The sequence below is a fragment of the Streptosporangiales bacterium genome (assembly GCA_009379955.1).
GTDB lineage: Bacteria > Actinomycetota > Actinomycetes > Streptosporangiales > WHST01 > WHST01.
In genome coordinates this window covers 1-18,120 of the sequence record WHST01000068.1, presented here as the reverse complement: position 1 = coordinate 18,120, position 18,120 = coordinate 1, and the positions used below count along the sequence as shown (strand labels likewise).

Sequence of the window (18,120 nt, the reverse complement as noted above, 5' to 3'; positions counted from 1 at the left end):
CCGCCCGCGCAGGTCTTGAAGGAATCGGACGCGGCGGCGTCAGCCCGCGCGGTCGAGGCCGGTCCACTTCGCGAGGAAGGACATGGTGTCGGCGGAGAGGCGCGCCGTGCGGCTGACCGAGCGGGCGGAGTGGCCGACCTCCGCCTCGGCGCGGAGCAGGATCGGGCGCGTGCCCGTCGTCGCGTGCTGCAGGGCGGCGCAGAGCTTCCGCGCGTGCAACGGGTCGACGCGGGTGTCGCTGTCGAACACCGTCAGCAGCACGGCGGGGTAGTCGGTGCCCTCCTCGACCCGGTGGTACGGCGAGTAGCCGAGCAGCCAGCCGAGAGCCTCGGGGTCGTCGGCGCTGCCGTACTCGACGTTCCACGACGCGCCGAGACCGAACTTCTCGTAGCGCACCATGTCGAGCAGGGGAGCGGAGCAGTGCACCGCGGCGAACAGGTCGGGCCGCTGGGTCACCGCGGCGCCGACGAGCAGCCCGCCGTTGGAGCCGCCGGATACCGCGAGCGTGTCGCGGGTCGTCCAGCCATCGTCGAGCAGGTGCTCCGCGACGGCGTGAAAGTCGTCGAAGACGTTCTGCTTGTGACCGAACATGCCCGCGCGGTGCCACTCCTCGCCCTCCTCGTCGCCGCCGCGCAGGTTCGCGACGACGTAGGTGCCGCCGGCCTCGACCCAGGCCAGGGCCGTCGCCGAGTACGCGGGCGAGAGCGAGATGCCGAAGCCGCCGTAGCCGTACAGGATGGTCGGCCGCGGCTCAGGCCCGGCGGCCGCGGAGACCGCGAACGCCCGGACGGTCGTGCCGTCGGCGGACGTGCAGGTGAGCCGGTGCGTGTGGACGTCGGGGACGTCGACCGCGCCCGGCACCGTCGCCCACGTGGTGACGGCACTCGAGCGCGCGTCGTAGTGGAACACCGTCGCGGGCGTGGTCCAGTCGGTGTAGCCGAACCACGCCTCGTGCCCGCCCTCGGGACGTGCGCGCAGCGCGCCGGTCGTACCGAGGCCCGGCAGGTCGACCGCCGCGAGGCGCTCGCCGGTGGCGAGGTCGTGCACGGTCAGCTCGCCGACCGCGTGCCTGGTCCAGGACGCGAGCAGGACCGGTCGGGGCGCGTCGGGTCCGTCGAGGATCGTGTAGCCGCTCAGCACCGCCTCGGGGTCGGCGACGACGAGGTCGCGCCAGGTCTCGTACGCCGGCGTCGCCGGGTCGGTCACGCAGATGCGGTGCCGCGGTGCGTCGCGGTCGGTGAAGACGTACATCCGCCCGTCCCTGCCGACGTGGACGCTCGTCTGCGCCTCGACGCCGACCTGGACCGGACGCAGCTCGGGCTCCCGCGCCGCGCCCGCCCGCAGGTCGGCGAGCCACAGGTCGTTGCGCGGCTCCGTGCCGCGCGAGGCGCTGACGGTCAGCCAGCGCCCGTCCCAGCTCACGCCGGCGGCGAAGTACGTGGTCTTCTCCGCCCCGTCGCCGAACACCAGCGCGTCGTCGTCGGGCGATGTGCCGACGCGATGCAGGTAGACGCGCCGGTGGTACTGCTCCTCGCCGTCAGGGACGGCGTCGGGCGGCAGCCGCCTGACGTAGTAGAACGCCGCACCGTCCGGCAGCCAGCCGATCGTCGAGTAGCGACACCGGTCGATCGGCCCGTCGACGGTCTCGCCCGACGTCGCGTCGAGGATGGTCAGCACCGACTCCTCGTCGCCGCCGGTGGAGATCTGGACGGCGACGAGCCGTCCCTCCTTGTCCGGCTGCCAGCTGTCGAGGGTGGTGGTGCCCGACGGGTCGAGCGCGCCGGGGTCGACGAGGGCGCGTTCGGTGCCGTCGGGTTCGCGGACGAGCAGGACCGCGTGCTCCTGGTCCGGTTCGCGGCGCAGGAAGAACGCGCGGTCGCCGCGCCAGACCGGCGCCGAGACGGTGCCCGTGCGCAGCAGGGCGGTGAGCAGCTCGTGGAACGCCTCCCGGTTCGGCAGCTCGGCCGCGGCGGCCTGCCACAGCGCGTCCTGGTCGGCGGCCCAGGTCTTGGTCTGCTGCGATCCGGCGTCCTCGAGCCAGCGATACGGGTCGGGGACCCGGTGACCGTGCAGGTCGTCGACGAGGTCGAGGCGTTCGGCGTGCGGGTACACGGGGCGGGAAGGTGGCGTCACGCCCGCCACCCTACGAGGTACGCGGCCGGCGCGGCCGGTCCATGGTGACCTCGGCGTCGGGGTCGGCGAGGAGGCGGTAAAGGTCGGCCACCTGTGGTTCGTCGCCGTCGTACTGGGCCAGCGCCTCCCGCCAGCGGTCCTTCGCGCCCGCGGTGTCGCCGAGGGCGTGCAGGACGTGGCCGAGCCCGATCAGCGTCGCCTCCTTGCCGCGACCGCGCGGCGCGACGAGGCGGTCGAGGGCGTTCTCGAAGTGCTGCCGGGCGAGCTCGAGCTCGCCGATGACGGCGTACGCCTCGGCGAGCGTGTCGAGCGCGGCGCCCTCAAGGTTGGCGTGCCCGATCGCGCGGCCGATCTCGACGCACCGCGTGGCGGGCTCGATCGCGTCGGCGGGGCGGTCGAGTCCGATGTAGCAGTACGCGAGGCTGTTCAGCTGGAACGCCTCGGTGCGGCGGTCGCCCCGCCGCCGGACGAGCGCCACCCCGCGTTCGAGCCGCGCGACGGCCTCGTCGTACCTGCCGGCGCGGTCGAGTGCCTTGGCGAGGTGCTCGAGCGCGAGCGCCTCGCCGCTCCCGTGACCGAGGTCGTGCCAGATCGCCCGCGCCTCCTCCGAGCGGCGCAACGCCTCGTCGAGATCGCGGTCGTGGAGCAGCCGGTCGCTGATGCCGACGAGCGCGTTGGCCTCGAGGGCGCGCAGGCCGAGCTGCCGGCTGCCGGCGAGCGCCTCCTCCTGGTGCGGAGCCGCCTCGGTCGTGGCTCCCCGGTTGGTGAGCGCCCAGCCGAGCTGCAGGTGCGCGCGGGTCATCGCGGCCTCGTCACCGCTCTCGACCGCGAGGGCGAGGCCGGCGCGGGCGAACTCCTCGAAGAGCTGCCAGCGACCGGCGACCGAGCGGCTCTCGGCGAGCTCGGCCAGCAGCCGTGCGACCTGGTGGCGGTCGAGCGCCGGCCGCTCGACCGCCTGGCGCGCGAGCGACGACAGCTCGTCCCAGCTCTCGGCGTACCACGCCATGGCGTGCTCGGACAGCGCGAAGCGCTCCGACGTGTCCTCGTGCTCGGTCAGGTACGGGCGCAGCGCTGCCGTGGCGTCGACCGTCGCGGCCGTCGCGTGGTCGAGTGCTCGCGCCAGCGACGCCGTGCGGACGTCGGCGGAGTCCTGGTCCGCCGCGAGCTCCCGCGCGAACGAGTGCAGGAGGTCGTGCAGCCGGTAGCGTCCCGGCGCCGGTGAGTCGAGGAGGTGGACGTCGACGAGCTCGTCGAGGAGCTTCTCCGCCACGTCGACGGGACGGCCGATCAGCGCGGCGGCGAGGTCGAGGGCGTACGCCGGATGGTCGAGCACACCGAGTGTGCGGAACGCGTGGGCGACGTCGTTCGACAGGTTCCGGTAGCTGAGCTCGAAGCTGCTGCGCACCTGGAGGTCGCCGGCCCGCAGCTCGTCGAGCCGGTGCCTGGAGTCGGCGAGCCGGTCGGCGAGGCTCGTGACGGTCCAGCGGGGACGCGCGGCGAGCCGCCCGGCCGCGAGCCGGATCGCGAGCGGGAGGCCGCCGCAGGTACGGACGACGGTCGCGGTCGCGTCCGGCTCGCCGCCGGCACGCGAGGCTCCGATGATCCCGGTGAAGAGGGCCACGCCCTCGTCGTGGTCGAGAGGGGTGAGCTCGATGTGCCGGGTCGGCGTCAGCTCGACGAGGGATCGGCGACTCGTGACCAGGACGGCGCAGCCGCCCGCGCCGGGCAGCAACGGGCGCACCTGGGCGGCGTCGCGAGCGTCGTCGACCACGAGCAGCATGCGCTTGTCGGCGAGCAGGGAACGGAGGACGGCGGCACGTTCCGTCGTCGACGTGGGGAGGGACGCGCCGCCGACGCCGAGCCCGGCGAGCAGGGTGGCGAGCGCGTCGCCGGGATCGACCGGACGTTCCGACGCCCCGCGCAGGCCCACGTAGAGCTGCCCGTCCGGGTACGACGTCCTCGCCCGGTGCGCGACGTGGACGGCGAGGGCGCTCTTGCCGCTGCCTCCGGACCCGGCGACGGCCAGGACGGGCGTGCCCGGCTCGTCCCGTCCGGTCAGCAGCGCCACGGCGTCGGCGACCGTCCCGGGGCGACCGGTGAAGTCGGCGAGGTCGGCGGGGAGCTGCGCGGGGACGACGCCGGCGACCGGCCGTGCCGGGTGGGCGGGCACCTGTCCACGTGCCCGAGCGACGAAGTACGCCGTGTCGTCGTCGCGCAGCGCGAGCGCCTTGGCGAGGACGCGCACCGTGTGCAGGTGTGGTCGGCGGACGGCACCGCGTTCGATGTTGCGCACCGCGCGCACGCTGGTGCCCGCACGAGCGGCGAGTTCCTCCTGCGTCAGGCCGGCCTGCCGGCGGGTCCGGGCGAGCAGGCTGCCGAACGTCTCGTCCCCGGGCACGGGCACGACCGTAGCGGAAGCCCGTCAGGACACGGACTCACCGTGCGACTGCAGGCCGAACTCGGTCAGCCACAGGCCGTGCGCCTCGCCACTGAGCAGGGTGCGGACGTCGGCCGCCGCCGGCGTGCCCATGTCCTCGAAGATGCGCAGCGCGGCCGTCCAGGTGTCGCGGGCCTGCTCGGTGTCACCGAGGGCCGAGAGGACGCTGCCGAGCTGGGTGAGGACGCGTGCCTCGCCGTGCCTGTCCCTCGTCTCGATGCGGAGCGCGAGCGCCAGCTCGTAGTGGTGCCTGGCGAGGTCCCACTCGGCGGCCGCGGCGTAGGCCTCGCCGAAGCTGTCGAGCACCTCGGCCTCGTTGTCGCGGTTGCCGAGCTGCCGGGAGAGCGCCAGGCTCTCGGTCAGGTACACGAGTGCCTGCTCCGGCCGGCCGCCGAGGATGTCGTTGTGCCCGATGTTGTTGAGGGCGACGGACTCCCCGCGCTTGTCGCCCGCGGCGCGGAAGAGCGCGAGGCTCTGCTCCAGCTGTTCGCGCGCCTCGTCGGAGTGGTGCAGGAAGCTGGTGATCGTGCCCGCGGTCCAGATGCACCAGGCTCGCCCGGCGTGGTGGTCGAGCTCGGTCCAGATCCGCAGCGCCTCGTCGAGGACGTGGAGCGAGTCCTCGGGCCTGCGCTGCCTGGTGAGCCGTACGCCGACGTTCTGGAGCGTGCTGGCCTCGTGGACGCGCAGGCCGAGCGCGCGGAAGCCCGCGAGTGCACGCTCGTGGTGCGGCTCGGCCTCGTCGGCGCGGTGGACCGACGTGAGCGCTCGGGCGAGGAGGGCGTGCGCACGCGCCACGAGTGCGGGGTCACGTGCCTCGTCGACGTCACGGAGGATCCTCCTGGCGAGGTGCTCGATCGTGGGCCAGTCGCCGGTCGCGTACTTGCCGTGGGCGATCGCGGCGAGCAGGTGTGCCGACGTCTCGGGCGGGAGCTCGGGCATCGCCGCCGCCTGCTCGGCCAGAGCGGTCAGCTCCTCGGTCGTCCGCTCGAGCCAGGCGAGCGCCGACGTCACGTCGCCGAACCCGTTCGCGCGGCCGGCCCTGTCGTCGTCCGCCTCTGCCGGGTGCAGGACGGCCGCGGCGTCGAGAGCCGTGTCGACCGCGTACTCCAGCGCGCGCCGCACCGCCGCCACATGCTCGTGCCGGGCGAGCTCGTCGTCGGCGAGCTCGCGTGCGAAGCCGTGCAGCAGGTCGTGGAGGCGGTACCGCTCCGGCTGCGGTGAGTCGAGGAGGTGGACGTCGACGAGCTCGTCGAGCACGCGCTCGGCGTCCTCCGCCGAGGTGTCGAGCAACGCGGCGGCGGGCGCGAGCCCGCACTCCGGATGATCGAGGACACCGAGCAGCCGGAACGCCCGCGCGGTCTCGCCGGACAGCGCGTGGTAGCTGACCGCGAAGCTGCTGCGGACGCGGAGGTCGCCGACCCTCAGCTCGTCGAGTCGCCTGCGCGAGTCGGTGAGGCGTTCGGCGAGGCTCGCGATCGTCCAGCCAGGGCGCGCGACGAGCCGGCTCCCGGCGATGCGCAGCGCGAGCGGCAGCCCGCCGCAGGCGTCGACGACGGCCGAGGCGGCGTCGGGCTCTTCGCGGGCGCGTTCCGCGCCGACGATGCGGGTGAACAGCTCGCGTGCCTCGGCGCGGTCGAGCGCGGGCAGCTCGACATGCGGCACCGGCAGCTCGGACAGCGACCTGCGGCTCGTGGCGATGACGGCGCAGCCCGGCGACGCGGGCAGGAGCGGACGGACCTGGGCGGCGTCGCGGGCGTCGTCGAGCACGACGAGCACGCGACGCCTGTCGAGCAGCGAGCGGTACATCGCCGCGCGTTCCTCCAGGCTGGGGGGCACGTTCGGCGCCGTGACGCCGAGGCTGTGCAGGAGCGCGGTCAGGACGTCCTCGGCACGGGCCGGCTGGGCGGTGGCGCCGTGCAGCTCGGCGACGAGCTGGCCGTCGGGGAACCCGTCGCGGATGCGGGTCGCGACGCGCGTCGCCAGGCTGCTCTTGCCGGTGCCGCCCGCCCCGACCACCGCGACCACGCGCGGCGCGGACGGATGCTCCTCGGTCAGCAGGCCGATGACGTGGCGCACCGTCTCCTCGCGTCCGGTGAAGTCGGCGAGGTCGGCGGGGAGCTGCGCGGGTGGGTGTGCCGCCTCGACGGGTGAGACGGTGACCGGTGGGGCGAGCGAGTGGCCGCGTGCGACGCCGATGAAGGACGCCGCGGCCGTGCCGGTGAGGCCGAGTGCCACGGCGAGCCGCTTGACGGTGTCGGCGTGGGGACGGCGGACGCTGCCGCGTTCGAGGTTGCTCACCGTCCGCACGCTCGTGCCGGAGCGTGCCGCGAGCTCCTCCTGGGTGAGGCCCGCGCGCTGCCGCGCGGACGCGAGAAGGCGTGCGAACGCCGTGTTGTCACCCACCGTCACGTTCGGAGGATAGCGGGTGCTCGTGGGCCGCAGGCTCACGTCGCGTCGGCGCCGTCAGCTCACGGCGTCGACGACGCGGAGCAGCCATGGCACGGCGACGAACACGGTCGGCACGACCACGAGCGCGACCGCGACGGCGTAGGTGGAGGCGGTCAGCAGCAGGTGCCTGCCGGGCGGCTCGGCCAGGCGCCTGACCCGCAGCAGGGTCGCCTGGTGAGACGCCGCGAGCGCCGCGGCGGGGACGGGCGTGCCGGCGAGCTTGACCAGTGCCCTGGCGAGCGGAGCAGCACCCACCCGCCGGCGCGCGGCGTCATCGGCGAGCATCTCGACGAGGATGCGGTTCTGCTCCAGCGCGGTGCGGCTGCGGACGAAGCGGGGGAACGCCGTGCGGAGCGCGCCGAACGCCTCGAGCACGAGGTCGTGGCGCGCCCGCAGGTGGGCCTTCTCGTGCGCGATGACGGCGCCGAGCTCGTCGGCGTCGAGGCGGTCGAGCGCACCGGCCGACAGCACGACGCGGGCGTCGCGCGCCGACGGCAGGCAGTAGGCGACGGGTGTCGTCTCGGCGAGGATGCGCAGGCCGGGTTCGAGGCCGTCGCGGTCGGCGAGCAGGTCGACGAGCTCGCGGTGGCGCCGCCGGCGGGCGCGGGTGCGGACGGCGAATGCGACGACGGCGAGGCCGAGCCGTACGGCGACGAGGATCGTGAGCACGAGAACGCTCACGTGCCCGACCAGCTCCACGACGCCGACCGGCCGGACGAGCAGACCCGTCGCCGTCGCCAGCCCGGCGCCGAGTGCCGAGAGCACCGCGGCGGTCGCGAGCGACTGCCACAGCACGGCCGCCGCCCGCGGCACGCGGTGCGGCCACGTCGCGCGGGCGAGCGCGGCCGGCGCCGGTCCGGTGAGGACGAGCGCGAGCAGCCCGAGCGCGACGGGCGTGTAGGCGCTCACGAGCCGGCCTCCGAAGCGAGCATCGTAGCGAGAACGTGCGCAGCGAGCGGCGTGTCCGTCGTCAGTGAGCGAGGAGCGGAGCGGAGGAGGCAGGCGGGAAACACTGTCACGGGGGCTGTCGTCGCTCGAGGTCGGTGAGGGCGGTGCGCAGGGCGGCGGCCTCGTCGGCGCTGACGCCGCCGACGAACCTGACGAGCGCGGCGGACCGGTCGCCCGCGCCGGAGAGCGCGTCGTGCATGAGGTCGGCGACGAGCTGCTCCCTGGTGCCCACCGGCTCGTAGAGGTACGCCTTGCCGTCGCGGACGCGGCGGACGAGCTGCTTCCTGCTCAGCCGGTCGAGCACGGTCATCACGGTCGTGTAGGCGATCTCGCGGTCGGCCGCGAGTGCGGCGTGGACGGCGCGGACCGTTCGCGGCTCCTCGGCGCGCCAGAGGTGCTCCATGACCTCGCGCTCCAGGTCGCCGAGTGTGGGTGCCATGTGAGCCATCTTACGACGACGTGTCGTACTACGTCTCGTAGTATCTACTACGGAACGTCGTAGATAGCGAGGAGGCGGCCGTGGACGTGCTCGACCTGGCCCGCTTGCAGTTCGGGATGACGACCGTCTACCACTTCCTCTTCGTCCCGCTGAGCATGGGACTCTCTGCGATCGTCGCGGGCTTCCAGACCGCGTGGCTGCGGACGGGGGACGACCGCTACCTGCGGCTGACGCGGTTCTTCGGCGGCCTGCTCGTGGTCAACTTCGCCGTCGGCGTGCCCACCGGCCTGGTGCAGGAGCTGCAGTTCGGCATGAACTGGAGCGCGTTCTCGGTGTTCGTCGGCGAGGTGCTCGGCGTGCCGCTCGCGCTGGAGGCGCTGCTCGCGTTCTTCCTCGAGTCGACGTTCCTCGGCCTGTGGATCTTCGGCTGGGACCGGTTGCCCGCGCGCGTCCACCTCGGCTGCATGTGGGCCGTCGCGATCGGCACCCAGCTGTCCGCGTACGTGATCCTCGCGGCGAACTCGTGGATGCAGCACCCGGTCGGCTTCGCGATCGACCCGGAGACCGGCCGGGCGACGCTCACCGACTTCGTGGCCGTCCTCACCAGCGAGATGGCGGTGGTCGCGTACGCGCACACCGCGGCCGCGAGCTTCGTCACCGCCGGAGCGCTCGTCGCGGGCATCTCGTTCTGGCACCTCGCGCGGCGCAATCAGGTCGGCGTGTTCCGCATCGCCGCGCGGGCCGCGTGCGCCGTCGTCCTCGTCGCCGGCATCGGTGTCGCCGTCAGCGGTGACATGCAGGGCAAGGTGATGTCGGAGCGGCAGCCGATGAAGATGGCCGCCGCCGAGGCGATCTACGAGACGTCGGCACCGGCGTCGTTCAGCGTGTTCACGATCGGCACGCTCGACGGGCGCGAGGAGATCTGGAGCCTGCGGGTGCCGTACGTCTCCTCGTTCCTCGCCACCGGACGCCTGGACGGCACGGTCGAGGGGATCGACGACGTGCAGCGCGAGTACGTCGCGACGTACGGCCCGGGCGACTACCTGCCGAACGTGCCTGCGACGTACTGGAACTTCCGGCTGATGATCGGCTTCGGCATGACCGCGGTCGTCGCGTCGCTCGCCGGCCTGCTGCTGCTCCGCCGCTGGGACGGCCGCGGTCGCGGCCGCCGGCGCCGGCGTTCCGCCAGGGGCGACCGGTGGGTCGCGCGTGCCGCACTCACCCTGCCGCTGCTGCCGCTGCTGGCGAACAGCGCGGGCTGGGTGTTCACCGAGACCGGTCGGCAGCCGTGGCTGGCGTTCGGCCTGTTCCGTACCGCCGACGGCGTCTCGCCGGGCACGACGGCCTCGGAGGTCGTGGTCTCGCTCGTGGCGTTCGCCGCGGTCTACGCCGTGCTCGCGGTGGTCGAGGTCGGCCTGCTCGCGAGGCTGGCACGCAAGGGCGCGCCACCGGTCGACGCCGACGCCGACAGCGGCGACGGGCCGGACGCCGACGCGCCCCTGGCCCTGTCGTACTGAGGGGGATCGGTGGACATTCCCGTCGTGTGGTTCGCGGTGGTCGCGTTCTTCTGGGTCGGCTACCTGGTGCTCGAGGGCTTCGACTTCGGCGTCGGCATGCTGTCGCCGTTCGTCGGCCGCACGGACGGTCAGCGGCAGGCGGTGCTGCGCACGATCGGCCCGGTGTGGGACGGCAACGAGGTCTGGCTCGTGGTCGCCGTGGGGCTGCCGTTCGCGGTGTTCCCGCAGTGGTACGCGGCGCTGTTCAGCGCGTTCTACCTGCCGGCGCTCGCCGTGCTCGTCGCGCTCGTCGGTCGTGGCGTGGCGCTGGAGTTCCGCGGCAAGCGCGACGACGTCCGCTGGCACCGGCGGTGCGACGCGGCCGTCGCGGTGGGGTCGTTCGTGCCCGCGGTGGTCTGGGGTGCGGTGCTCGGCACCCTCGTCCAGGGGCTTCCGGTCGACGCCCGTGGCACGTACGCCGGCGGGCCCGTGGTCGTCGACGGCTGGCCGGGACTCAGTGGTGCGGTCGCACTCCTCGGCCTGTGCGCCTTCCATGGCGCCGTCTTCCTCGCGCTGCGCACGACCGGCGTGCTGCAGGTGCGGGCGCTGCGTACCGCACGCCTCGCCGGTCCGGTCGCCGTCGTCGCGGTGGTCGCGTTCCTCGCGTACGTGCAGCTCGCGCGCGGTGACGTGGTGTCCGCGGTGACAGGCGTGGGCGCGGTGCTCGCGGTCGCGGCGGCGCTCGTCGCGGTGTGGCGCCGGCGGGACGGATGGGCGTTCGCGGGCACCGCGCTGGGGATCGCGCTCACCGTCGTCACCGTGTTCGTCGCGCTGTTCCCTGCCGTGGTGCCGTCGACGCTCGACCCCGGGTGGACGCTGACCGTCGAGAGCACGGTCGCGAGTCCGTACGCGCTGCGCACGATGACGGTCGTCGCCGGGATCCTGCTGCCGTTCGTGCTCGCGTACCAGGGCTGGAGCTACTGGGTGTTCCGGCGCCGGGTGGTGGCGCCGTGAGGCCCCTGGACCCGCGGCTGCTGCGGTACGCGCGGGCGACGGTGCCGTACCTCGCCGGCTGCGCCGGCATCGGCACCGCGACCGGCGTGCTGCTGCTCCTGCAGGCCGGGCTGCTCGCGGACGTCGTGAGCCGGGCGTTCCTCGGTGGCGCGGGCCCTGCCGACGTCCGCTGGACGCTCGTGCTGCTCGCGGCGGTGACGTTCGCGCGTGCGGCGCTCGGCTGGCTGCAGGAGACCGTCGCGTACGAGGCAGCGGCGCGGGTGAAGTCGACGCTGCGGCGACGGCTGCTCGCCCATGTCGTGGCGCTCGGGCCGACGTGGCTGACGGGGCAGCGCAGCGGCGCGCTGACGGCACTCGCGGTGCGTGGCGTCGACGCGCTCGACGCGTACTTCGCCCGGTACCTGCCGCAGCTCGTGCTCGCGGTCACGGTGCCGGTGCTCGTCCTCGCGCGGCTGCTCGGCGCCGACCCGGTGAGCGCGGTGATCGTGGCGGTGACGCTGCCGCTCGTGCCGGTGTTCATGGCGCTGGTCGGCCTCACGACGCAGCGACGCAGCGCGCGGCGATGGCGCGCGCTCGCGGTGCTCGCGCACCACTTCGCCGACGTCGTCGTGGGGCTGCCGACGCTGCGCGTCTTCGGCCGCGCGCGGGCACAGGCCGCGGCCGTGCGCCGGGTGACCGAGACGTACCGGCGGGAGTCGCTCGGCGCGCTGCGGTCGGCGTTCCTCTCCGCGCTGGTGCTGGAACTCCTGACGACGCTGTCGGTCGCGCTGGTGGCCGTGGGCGTGGGACTGCGGGTCGTCGAGGGCCGGCTCGACCTCGCGACCGGGCTGCTGGTGCTGCTGCTCGCGCCGGAGGCGTACCTGCCGCTGCGGCGCGTGGGCGCGCACTTCCACGCGAGCGTCGACGGTCTCGCCGCCGCCGAGCAGGTGTTCGCGGTGCTCGAGACGCCGCTGCCGGCGCGGGGAACGCGGCCGGTGCCCGACCTGCGCACGGCGGTGCTGCGGGTCGAGGGCGTCACCGTTCGCGTGGACGACAGGGCGGCGCCGGCCGTCGACGGCGCGTCGTTCGAGGTGCGTCCCGGCGAGATCGTGGCGCTCACCGGGCCGAGCGGCTGCGGGAAGTCGACGCTGCTGTCGGTGCTGCTCGGCTTCCGTACGCCCGACTCGGGCCGGGTACGGCTCGGCGACGCCGACCTCGGTGACCTCGACATCGAGGCGTGGCGTGGCCGGGTCGGCTGGGTGCCGCAACGCCCGTCGCTGGTCGCCGGCACGGTCGCCGACAACGTCCGGCTCGGCGTGCCGTCCGCCGCCGACGCCGACGTCCTGGCCGCCCTGCGGGAAGCGCGAGCGGCGGAGCTCGCTCCCGAGGTGCCGGTCGGCGACGGCGGTGGCCGCCTGTCGGCCGGCCAGGCCCGCCGCGTCGCGATCGCCAGGGCCCTGGTCAGGCGGCCGGACCTGCTCCTGCTGGACGAGCCGACGGCCGGCCTCGACGCCGGCACCGAGGCCGCCGTCCTGCACGCCCTGCGCCGCCGCGGCGTCACCACCCTCGTCGTCGCCCACCGCCCCGCGGTGCTGGACGCCGCCGACCGCACCGTCACCCTCGGCACCCTCGTACCGCCGGTGGTGCCACTTCACATGGCACTACCGGGCGATCTCGCACTTGACATGGCACTACCGGGTGCGAACCGGGGCGAATCCGGCATTCGACCAGGTAGTGCCATGTGAAGTCGCGGAGGTGGGTCGGCGTGCGGTTCGGGGTCGCGCTGGTGCTGGGGGTGGGTGCGGCCGGCGCGGGGGTGGGGCTGCTCGCGACGTCGGGGTGGCTGATCGCCAGGGCCGCGGAGCGGCCGCCGGTGCTGCTGCTGATGGTCGCGGTGGTGGCGGTGCGGGCATTCGGCATCGGCCGCGCCGTGTGCACGTACGCCGAACGCCTCGTCGGCCATGACGCCGCGTTCGATGTGCTCGGCCGGCTGCGGTCGCGTGCGTACGCGCGGCTCGCCGCGATGGCGCCGGAGCGGCTCGGCGCCTACGGGAGCGGCCGCCTGGTCGACGATGTCGACGCCGTGCTCGACCTGCTGCTGCGGTCGGGGCTGCCGCTCGCCGGTGCCGTCCTCGTCTCCGGCGGCGCGGTGCTCGCGGTCGGCGCGCTGCTGCCGGCGGCAGCCGTATCGCTGGGCGTCGCCGCCGGCGTCGTCGTCCTCGCGGTGCCGGCGCTCGCCGTCCACCGGGTCGGCCGCGCGGCCGCGTCGATCCCGCCGGAACGCGCGCGCCTCGCCGCCGCGACGACCCGGCTGCTACACGGCCTGCCCGACCTCGTCGCGTACGGCGCGACCGCGGGCCCGTACGGGCTCGAGGCGTTCGAACGCCACGACACGCGGCTCCGTGCGGCGGAGCGGCGCGCGGCGCGCACGACGGGGCTCGGCAACGCCCTGGTCGTCGCCGCCACCGGTCTCGCCTGCTGTGCCGCACTCGGGTCCGGCGTCGCAGCAGTGCGGGACGGCCGGCTCGACGGCACGTACCTCGCGGTGCTCGCGCTGGTGCCGCTGGCCCTGCTCGACGTGCTCGGGACGCTGCCCGACGCCGTGCAGCAGGGGCTGCGCGCGCGAGTGTCGCTGCGCCGGGTCCGCGCCGTACTCGCGGAACCGCCGGCCGCCTCCGCCGGGACGGCGCCGCGCCCGCCGTACGACATCCGCGTCGAACGGGTGACCTGTCGCTGGCCGGATGCCGACACCGACGTGCTCGCCGGCGTCGACCTCCGCGTGCCCGCGGGCCACCGGGTCGCGGTCGTCGGGGCCAGCGGGTCGGGCAAGAGCACGCTCGCCACCCTGGTGACGGGACAGCTCCGGCCGGAGGCGGGTCGCGTCCTGGTCGGCGGCGTCGAGGCCGGCGCGAACGGCGCGGACGATCCGCGCGGCGTCGTGGGGCTGTGCGCCCAGGACGCCCACGTCTTCGACTCGACGATCGCGGAGAACGTCCGGCTGGCCAGGCCGGACGCCACCGACACCGAGGTCCGTACGGCCCTCACGTCCGCGCGGCTCGGCGACTGGGTGGCGAGCCTGCCGGCCGGCATGGACACCCGCGTCGGCGAGCACGGCGACCGGCTGTCCGGTGGGGAGCGGCAGCGGCTCGCCCTCGCTCGGGTGCTGCTGGCCGGCAAGCCCGTGGTCGTGCTCGACGAACCGGCCGAGCACCTGGACGAACCCACCGCCGACGCCCTCATGCACGACCTGCTCGCGGCGACGACCGGCCGTACGGTGCTCCTGCTCACCCACCGCACCGGGGACCTGGCCGAATTGGACGGAATCCGGCACCTGGCGGGCGGCCGCCTGGAGGAGATAACAGCGACGTAACGCCACGTTCCGCGTTTCTTCGTAGCCGTTTCGCCTCGACATTGGGCAAACTTGAGGCCGGAGGTGGACAGGTGGCCCACGCCCTGGTGCTCAACGCGACGTACGAGCCGCTGTGCGTCGTCCCGCTCCGTCGTGCCGTCATCCTCGTCCTGGCCGAGAAGGCGACGATCCTCGCGACGGGTGAGGAGACCCTCCACTCCGAGCGGCTCGACGTGCCCGCGCCCACCGTGGTGCTGCTCAGCCGGTACGTTCGCGTGCCCTACCGCCGGGGGGTGCCGCTGAGCAGGCGTGCCGTGCTCCAGCGCGACGCGCACCACTGCGTGTACTGCGACGGCAGGGCCGAGACCATCGACCACGTCGTGCCGCGGTCGCGCGGCGGGCGCCACGTCTGGTCCAACGTCGTCGCCGCATGCCGCCGCTGTAACCACGCCAAGGCCGACCGGCTGCTCGCCGAGATCGGCTGGTCGTTACCCAGGCAGCCGAAGGCGCCCGCGGGCACGGTCGCGCTGCTCGTCGGATACGTACGCCGCGACCCGTCGTGGGAGCCCTACCTCGTGCCGTGGGCCCCGGCCGTCGGCAGCGTCGCGTCCTAGGGGCGGCGCGCCCTCCGACGTCGTGAAGGGCACCCTCACCACGGCAGGGTGTGGTGAAGGGCACCTTCACGCCGTACTCGGCGGGCGGCGGCGATGCGCGAGGATCGGGGGGTGAGCGCAGGAGCTGAGGAGCGAGCCGGAGGTAGAGGCCGCGAAGTCCGCCGCACCACCCCTGAGATCTCCGCGGCGTCTGCCGGAGGGGAGCGAGGAGGCGCGCGAGAGGGAGAAGCGAGCACCGAGAACGGCCGTCCCCGCGTCCACCGGTCGTCGCTCGCCCTGATCGTCGGCAGCCACGTGGCGGTCGACTTCCACCAGGGCGCGGTGCCCGCGATGCTGCCGTTCCTCGTCATCGCCCGCGACTACAGCTACGCCGCGGTCACCGGCATCACGCTCGCCGCGACACTGCTGTCCAGCCTCGTGCAGCCGGTGTTCGGCGCGCTGACCGACCGCCGGCCGATGCCGTGGCTCATCGCCGCCGGGCCGCTCGTGGCGGGAGCGGGGATCGGCCTGGCCGGTGTCGGCGAGGCGTACGCGTTCACCTGGGCGGCGATCGCGCTGTCCGGCATCGGGGTCGCGGCGTACCACCCGGAGGCCGCGCGTTCGGCCAGGATCGCGAGCGGCGGCACGGCACGGGGGATGAGCTACTTCTCCGTCGCCGGCATCGTCGGCATCGCGTCGGCGCCGCTGCTCGTTGCACCCGTGCTCGGCACGTTCGGCGTGACGGCCACGCCGCTGCTCGCGATTCCCGCCGCCTGCGCGGCCGCGGTCCTGGTACCCGCGCTGCTGTGGCTGCGACGACGTCGGCTGCGGGCGGGCCCGCGCAAGCCCCCGCCGGCGGTCGACCGGCGCGACGACTGGCGCAGCTTCGGCTTCCTCACCAGCGCGGTGATCGCACGCTCGATCCTGTACTTCGGCCTCCTCTCGTTCGTCGCGCTCTACCTCATCCACGAGCTCGGCGCCTCGACGGCGGTCGGCTCCGTCGCGCTGGCGACGTTCATCGCGTCCGGCTCGGTCGGTGCCCTCATCGGCGGTGCGCTCGCCGACCGCTTCGGCCGGGTGCGCACGCTGCGGATCGGCTACCTGGCGGCCGCTCCCTGCGTGCTCGGGCTGGTGCTCGCGCCGAACCTGTCGGTCGCGTTCGTCGTCGTCGCGGTGCTCGGGCTCGCGAGCTTCCTGCCGTTCGCCGTGCAGGTGACGCTGGGACAGGAGTACCTGCCGCACCGGGTCGGCACCGCGAGCGGCGTGACGCTCGGCCTCGCGATGAGCATCGGCGGCCTCGCGGCGCCGCTGTTCGGCATGCTCGCCGACGCGTACGACCTGCGCGTCGCGCTCACGGTCCTGGTCGCGTTCCCGCTCGTGTCGCTGCTGCTGACGACCCGGCTGCGCGACGTTCGCGCCGTTTAGCAGACTGCCCGGGTGGACGAACAGCCCGACGCGGTCACCGAGCTCGCCGAGGCGTACGGCATCGCGACGCACTACTGGGACTGGCGGCGCGAGCCCGTGACCGTCCCCGCGCCCACCATCGTCGCCGTGCTGGCCGCGCTCGGCGTCGACGCGTCGGCACCGGAAGCCGTGGCACACGCGCTCGCCGAACGCCGGCTCGCGGCGTGGCGTCGCGTGCTGCCGCCGGTCGTCGTCGCGCGGCAGGGGGTCGGTGCGCACGTCCACGTGCACCTGCCCGAGGGCACGCGGGCCGAGATCGAGGTCAGGTGCGAGGACGGTGCCGTACGCCCCGACCTGCGGCAGCTGATGCGGCATGTCGAGCCGGTCGAGCTCGACGGCGTGCCGATCGGTGAGGCGACGTTCCAGCTCCCCACCGACCTCCCGCTGGGCTGGCACGAGGTCGTCCTGCGCCACGACGGCGGCACGACGACGGCGCCACTCGCGGTCACGCCCGCGTTCCTCGGCGTGCCCGTCGACGGGCGTGTGTGGGGGCTGATGACGCAGCTGTACTCGGTGCGCTCGCAGGGTTCCTGGGGCATCGGCGACCTGCACGACCTCGCCGACCTGGCGTCGTGGAGCGGCGAGGCGGGCGCGGGTCTGCTGCTCGTCAACCCGCTGCACGCGGCCGCACCTGTCCCGCCGATCGAGCCGTCTCCGTACTTCCCCGCCACGCGACGCTTCCCGAACCCGCTGTACCTGCGCGTCGAGGACATCCCCGAGTACGCGGCGCTCCCCGACGACGAGCGCGCCGCCGTCGACGCCCTCGGTGCGCAGGTACGCGCCGCCGCGGACGCGGACGGGCTGGACCGCGACTCCTGCTGGCGGATGAAGACGCGTGCGCTCGAGATCGTCCACGGCGTCCCGATCGCCGCGGAACGGCAACGCGTGTACGAGGTGTTCGTCGCGCGCGAGGGCCCGGCGCTGGACGACTTCGCGACGTGGTGCGCGCTCGTCGAACGCCACGGCCCGCGTTGGCGCGAGTGGCCGGAGCCGTTGCGCGACCCGCGTTCCGCGGCCGTGGCGTCGGCCCGCCAGGAGCTCGCGGACCGCGTGGAGCTGTACCGGTGGTCGCAGTGGCTGCTCGACGAGCAGCTCGCCGGCGTGCAGCGCGCCGCGACCGACGCCGGGATGTCGCTCGGCGTCGTGCACGACCTCGCCGTCGGCGTGAGCCCCGACGGGGCCGACGCCTGGGCGATGCAGGACGTGCTCGCACCCGGCGTCACGGTGGGCGCGCCGCCGGACGCGTTCAACCAGCAGGGCCAGGACTGGCGCCAGCCGCCGTGGCACCCGACCCACCTCGCGGATGCCAGCTACGCGCCGTACCGCGACATGGTGCGCGCCCTGCTGCGGCACGCGGGCGGCGTGCGCGTCGACCACGTCGTCGGACTGTTCCGGCTGTGGTGGATCCCCGCGGGCGGCTCACCGTTCGACGGCACGTACGTGTCGTACGACCACGACGCGATGGTGGGCATCCTCGCGCTCGAGGCACACCGCGCGGGCGCCGTCGTCGTGGGGGAGGACCTCGGGACGGTCGAACCCAGCGCGCGCGAGTACCTCGCCGAGCGCGGCATCCTCGGCACGTCGGTGCTGTGGTTCGAACGCGAGCACGGTGCGCGCACCCCGCTGCCCGCCGACCGCTGGCGCGAGCTGTGCCTCGCCACGGTCACGACCCACGACCTGCCGCCGACGGCGGCGTACCTGACGGGCGGCCACGTCGAGTTGCGCGACCGGCTGGGTCTGCTGACCAGGTCCGTCGACGAGGAACGCGCCGCCGACGAGGCCGACCGCCGGGCGTGGCTCACGGCCCTGCGTGCGGCCGG

General features: G+C 74.5%; 12 protein-coding genes. 7 read left to right on the top strand and 5 right to left on the bottom strand.

All coding sequences use genetic code 11. From position 1 onward, the window contains the following. Positions 1 to 39: 39 nt before the first annotated feature. The 5 genes from GEV10_19495 to GEV10_19475 all read right to left on the bottom strand — a co-directional run bounded on the left by GEV10_19495 (position 40) and on the right by GEV10_19475 (position 8,414). Positions 40 to 2,133: a prolyl oligopeptidase family serine peptidase gene (locus GEV10_19495; protein ID MQA80631.1), complete on the bottom strand. Its 2,094-nt coding sequence runs from the start codon at positions 2,131 to 2,133 to the stop codon at positions 40 to 42. 10 nt (positions 2,134 to 2,143) lie between these two features. Next, the gene (locus tag GEV10_19490; protein MQA80630.1) at positions 2,144 to 4,537 is read right to left on the bottom strand and encodes a tetratricopeptide repeat protein; all 2,394 of its coding nucleotides are present in this window, start codon (positions 4,535 to 4,537) and stop codon (positions 2,144 to 2,146) included. An 18-nt stretch (positions 4,538 to 4,555) separates the two neighbouring features. Then, positions 4,556 to 7,018: a tetratricopeptide repeat protein gene (locus GEV10_19485; GenBank protein ID MQA80629.1), complete on the bottom strand. Its 2,463-nt coding sequence runs from the start codon at positions 7,016 to 7,018 to the stop codon at positions 4,556 to 4,558. Positions 7,019 to 7,033: 15 nt separating this feature from the next. After that, positions 7,034 to 7,927: a M48 family metalloprotease gene (locus GEV10_19480; GenBank protein MQA80628.1), complete on the bottom strand. Its 894-nt coding sequence runs from the start codon at positions 7,925 to 7,927 to the stop codon at positions 7,034 to 7,036. A 106-nt stretch (positions 7,928 to 8,033) separates the two neighbouring features. Further along, a complete protein-coding gene (locus tag GEV10_19475) occupies positions 8,034 to 8,414 on the bottom strand; it encodes a transcriptional regulator (GenBank protein MQA80627.1) in 381 nt (126 codons plus the stop codon). Between the two features lie 71 nt (positions 8,415 to 8,485). Between GEV10_19475 and GEV10_19470 the strand changes: the two genes are divergently transcribed. From GEV10_19470 to malQ, 7 genes are all read left to right on the top strand, one after another. After that, complete coding sequence (locus GEV10_19470) at positions 8,486 to 9,922, top strand: cytochrome ubiquinol oxidase subunit I (GenBank protein MQA80626.1); 1,437 nt, start codon at positions 8,486 to 8,488, stop codon at positions 9,920 to 9,922. A 9-nt stretch (positions 9,923 to 9,931) separates the two neighbouring features. Continuing rightward, a complete protein-coding gene (gene cydB, locus GEV10_19465) occupies positions 9,932 to 10,915 on the top strand; it encodes a cytochrome d ubiquinol oxidase subunit II (GenBank protein MQA80625.1) in 984 nt (327 codons plus the stop codon). Next, positions 10,912 to 12,639 carry a thiol reductant ABC exporter subunit CydD gene (gene cydD, locus GEV10_19460; protein MQA80624.1) on the top strand — a complete coding sequence of 576 codons (1,728 nt, stop codon included), beginning with the start codon at positions 10,912 to 10,914 and terminating at the stop codon, positions 12,637 to 12,639. The genes cydB and cydD overlap by 4 nt, the downstream gene beginning before the upstream one ends. Next, entirely contained in the window at positions 12,636 to 14,264 is a 1,629-nt protein-coding gene (gene cydC, locus GEV10_19455) for a thiol reductant ABC exporter subunit CydC (protein ID MQA80623.1), read from the top strand. Before cydD ends, cydC begins: the two co-directional genes overlap by 4 nt. 71 nt (positions 14,265 to 14,335) lie before the next feature. Continuing rightward, entirely contained in the window at positions 14,336 to 14,857 is a 522-nt protein-coding gene (locus GEV10_19450) for an HNH endonuclease (GenBank protein MQA80622.1), read from the top strand. A 330-nt stretch (positions 14,858 to 15,187) separates the two neighbouring features. Then, the gene (locus tag GEV10_19445; GenBank protein MQA80621.1) at positions 15,188 to 16,261 is read left to right on the top strand and encodes an MFS transporter; all 1,074 of its coding nucleotides are present in this window, start codon (positions 15,188 to 15,190) and stop codon (positions 16,259 to 16,261) included. Between the two features lie 12 nt (positions 16,262 to 16,273). Next, positions 16,274 to 18,120 (top strand): 4-alpha-glucanotransferase (gene malQ / locus GEV10_19440; GenBank protein MQA80620.1); only part of this gene is annotated, 1,847 nt, incomplete at its 3' end.

What these genes read in the sequence shown, in the direction of transcription:
- GEV10_19445 (MQA80621.1), top strand. Translation starts at nt 15,188, where the DNA reads ATGCTGCCGTTCCTCGTCATCGCCCGCGACTACAGCTACGCCGCGGTC.
- GEV10_19475 (MQA80627.1), bottom strand. Translation starts at nt 8,414, where the DNA reads ATGGCTCACATGGCACCCACACTCGGCGACCTGGAGCGCGAGGTCATG.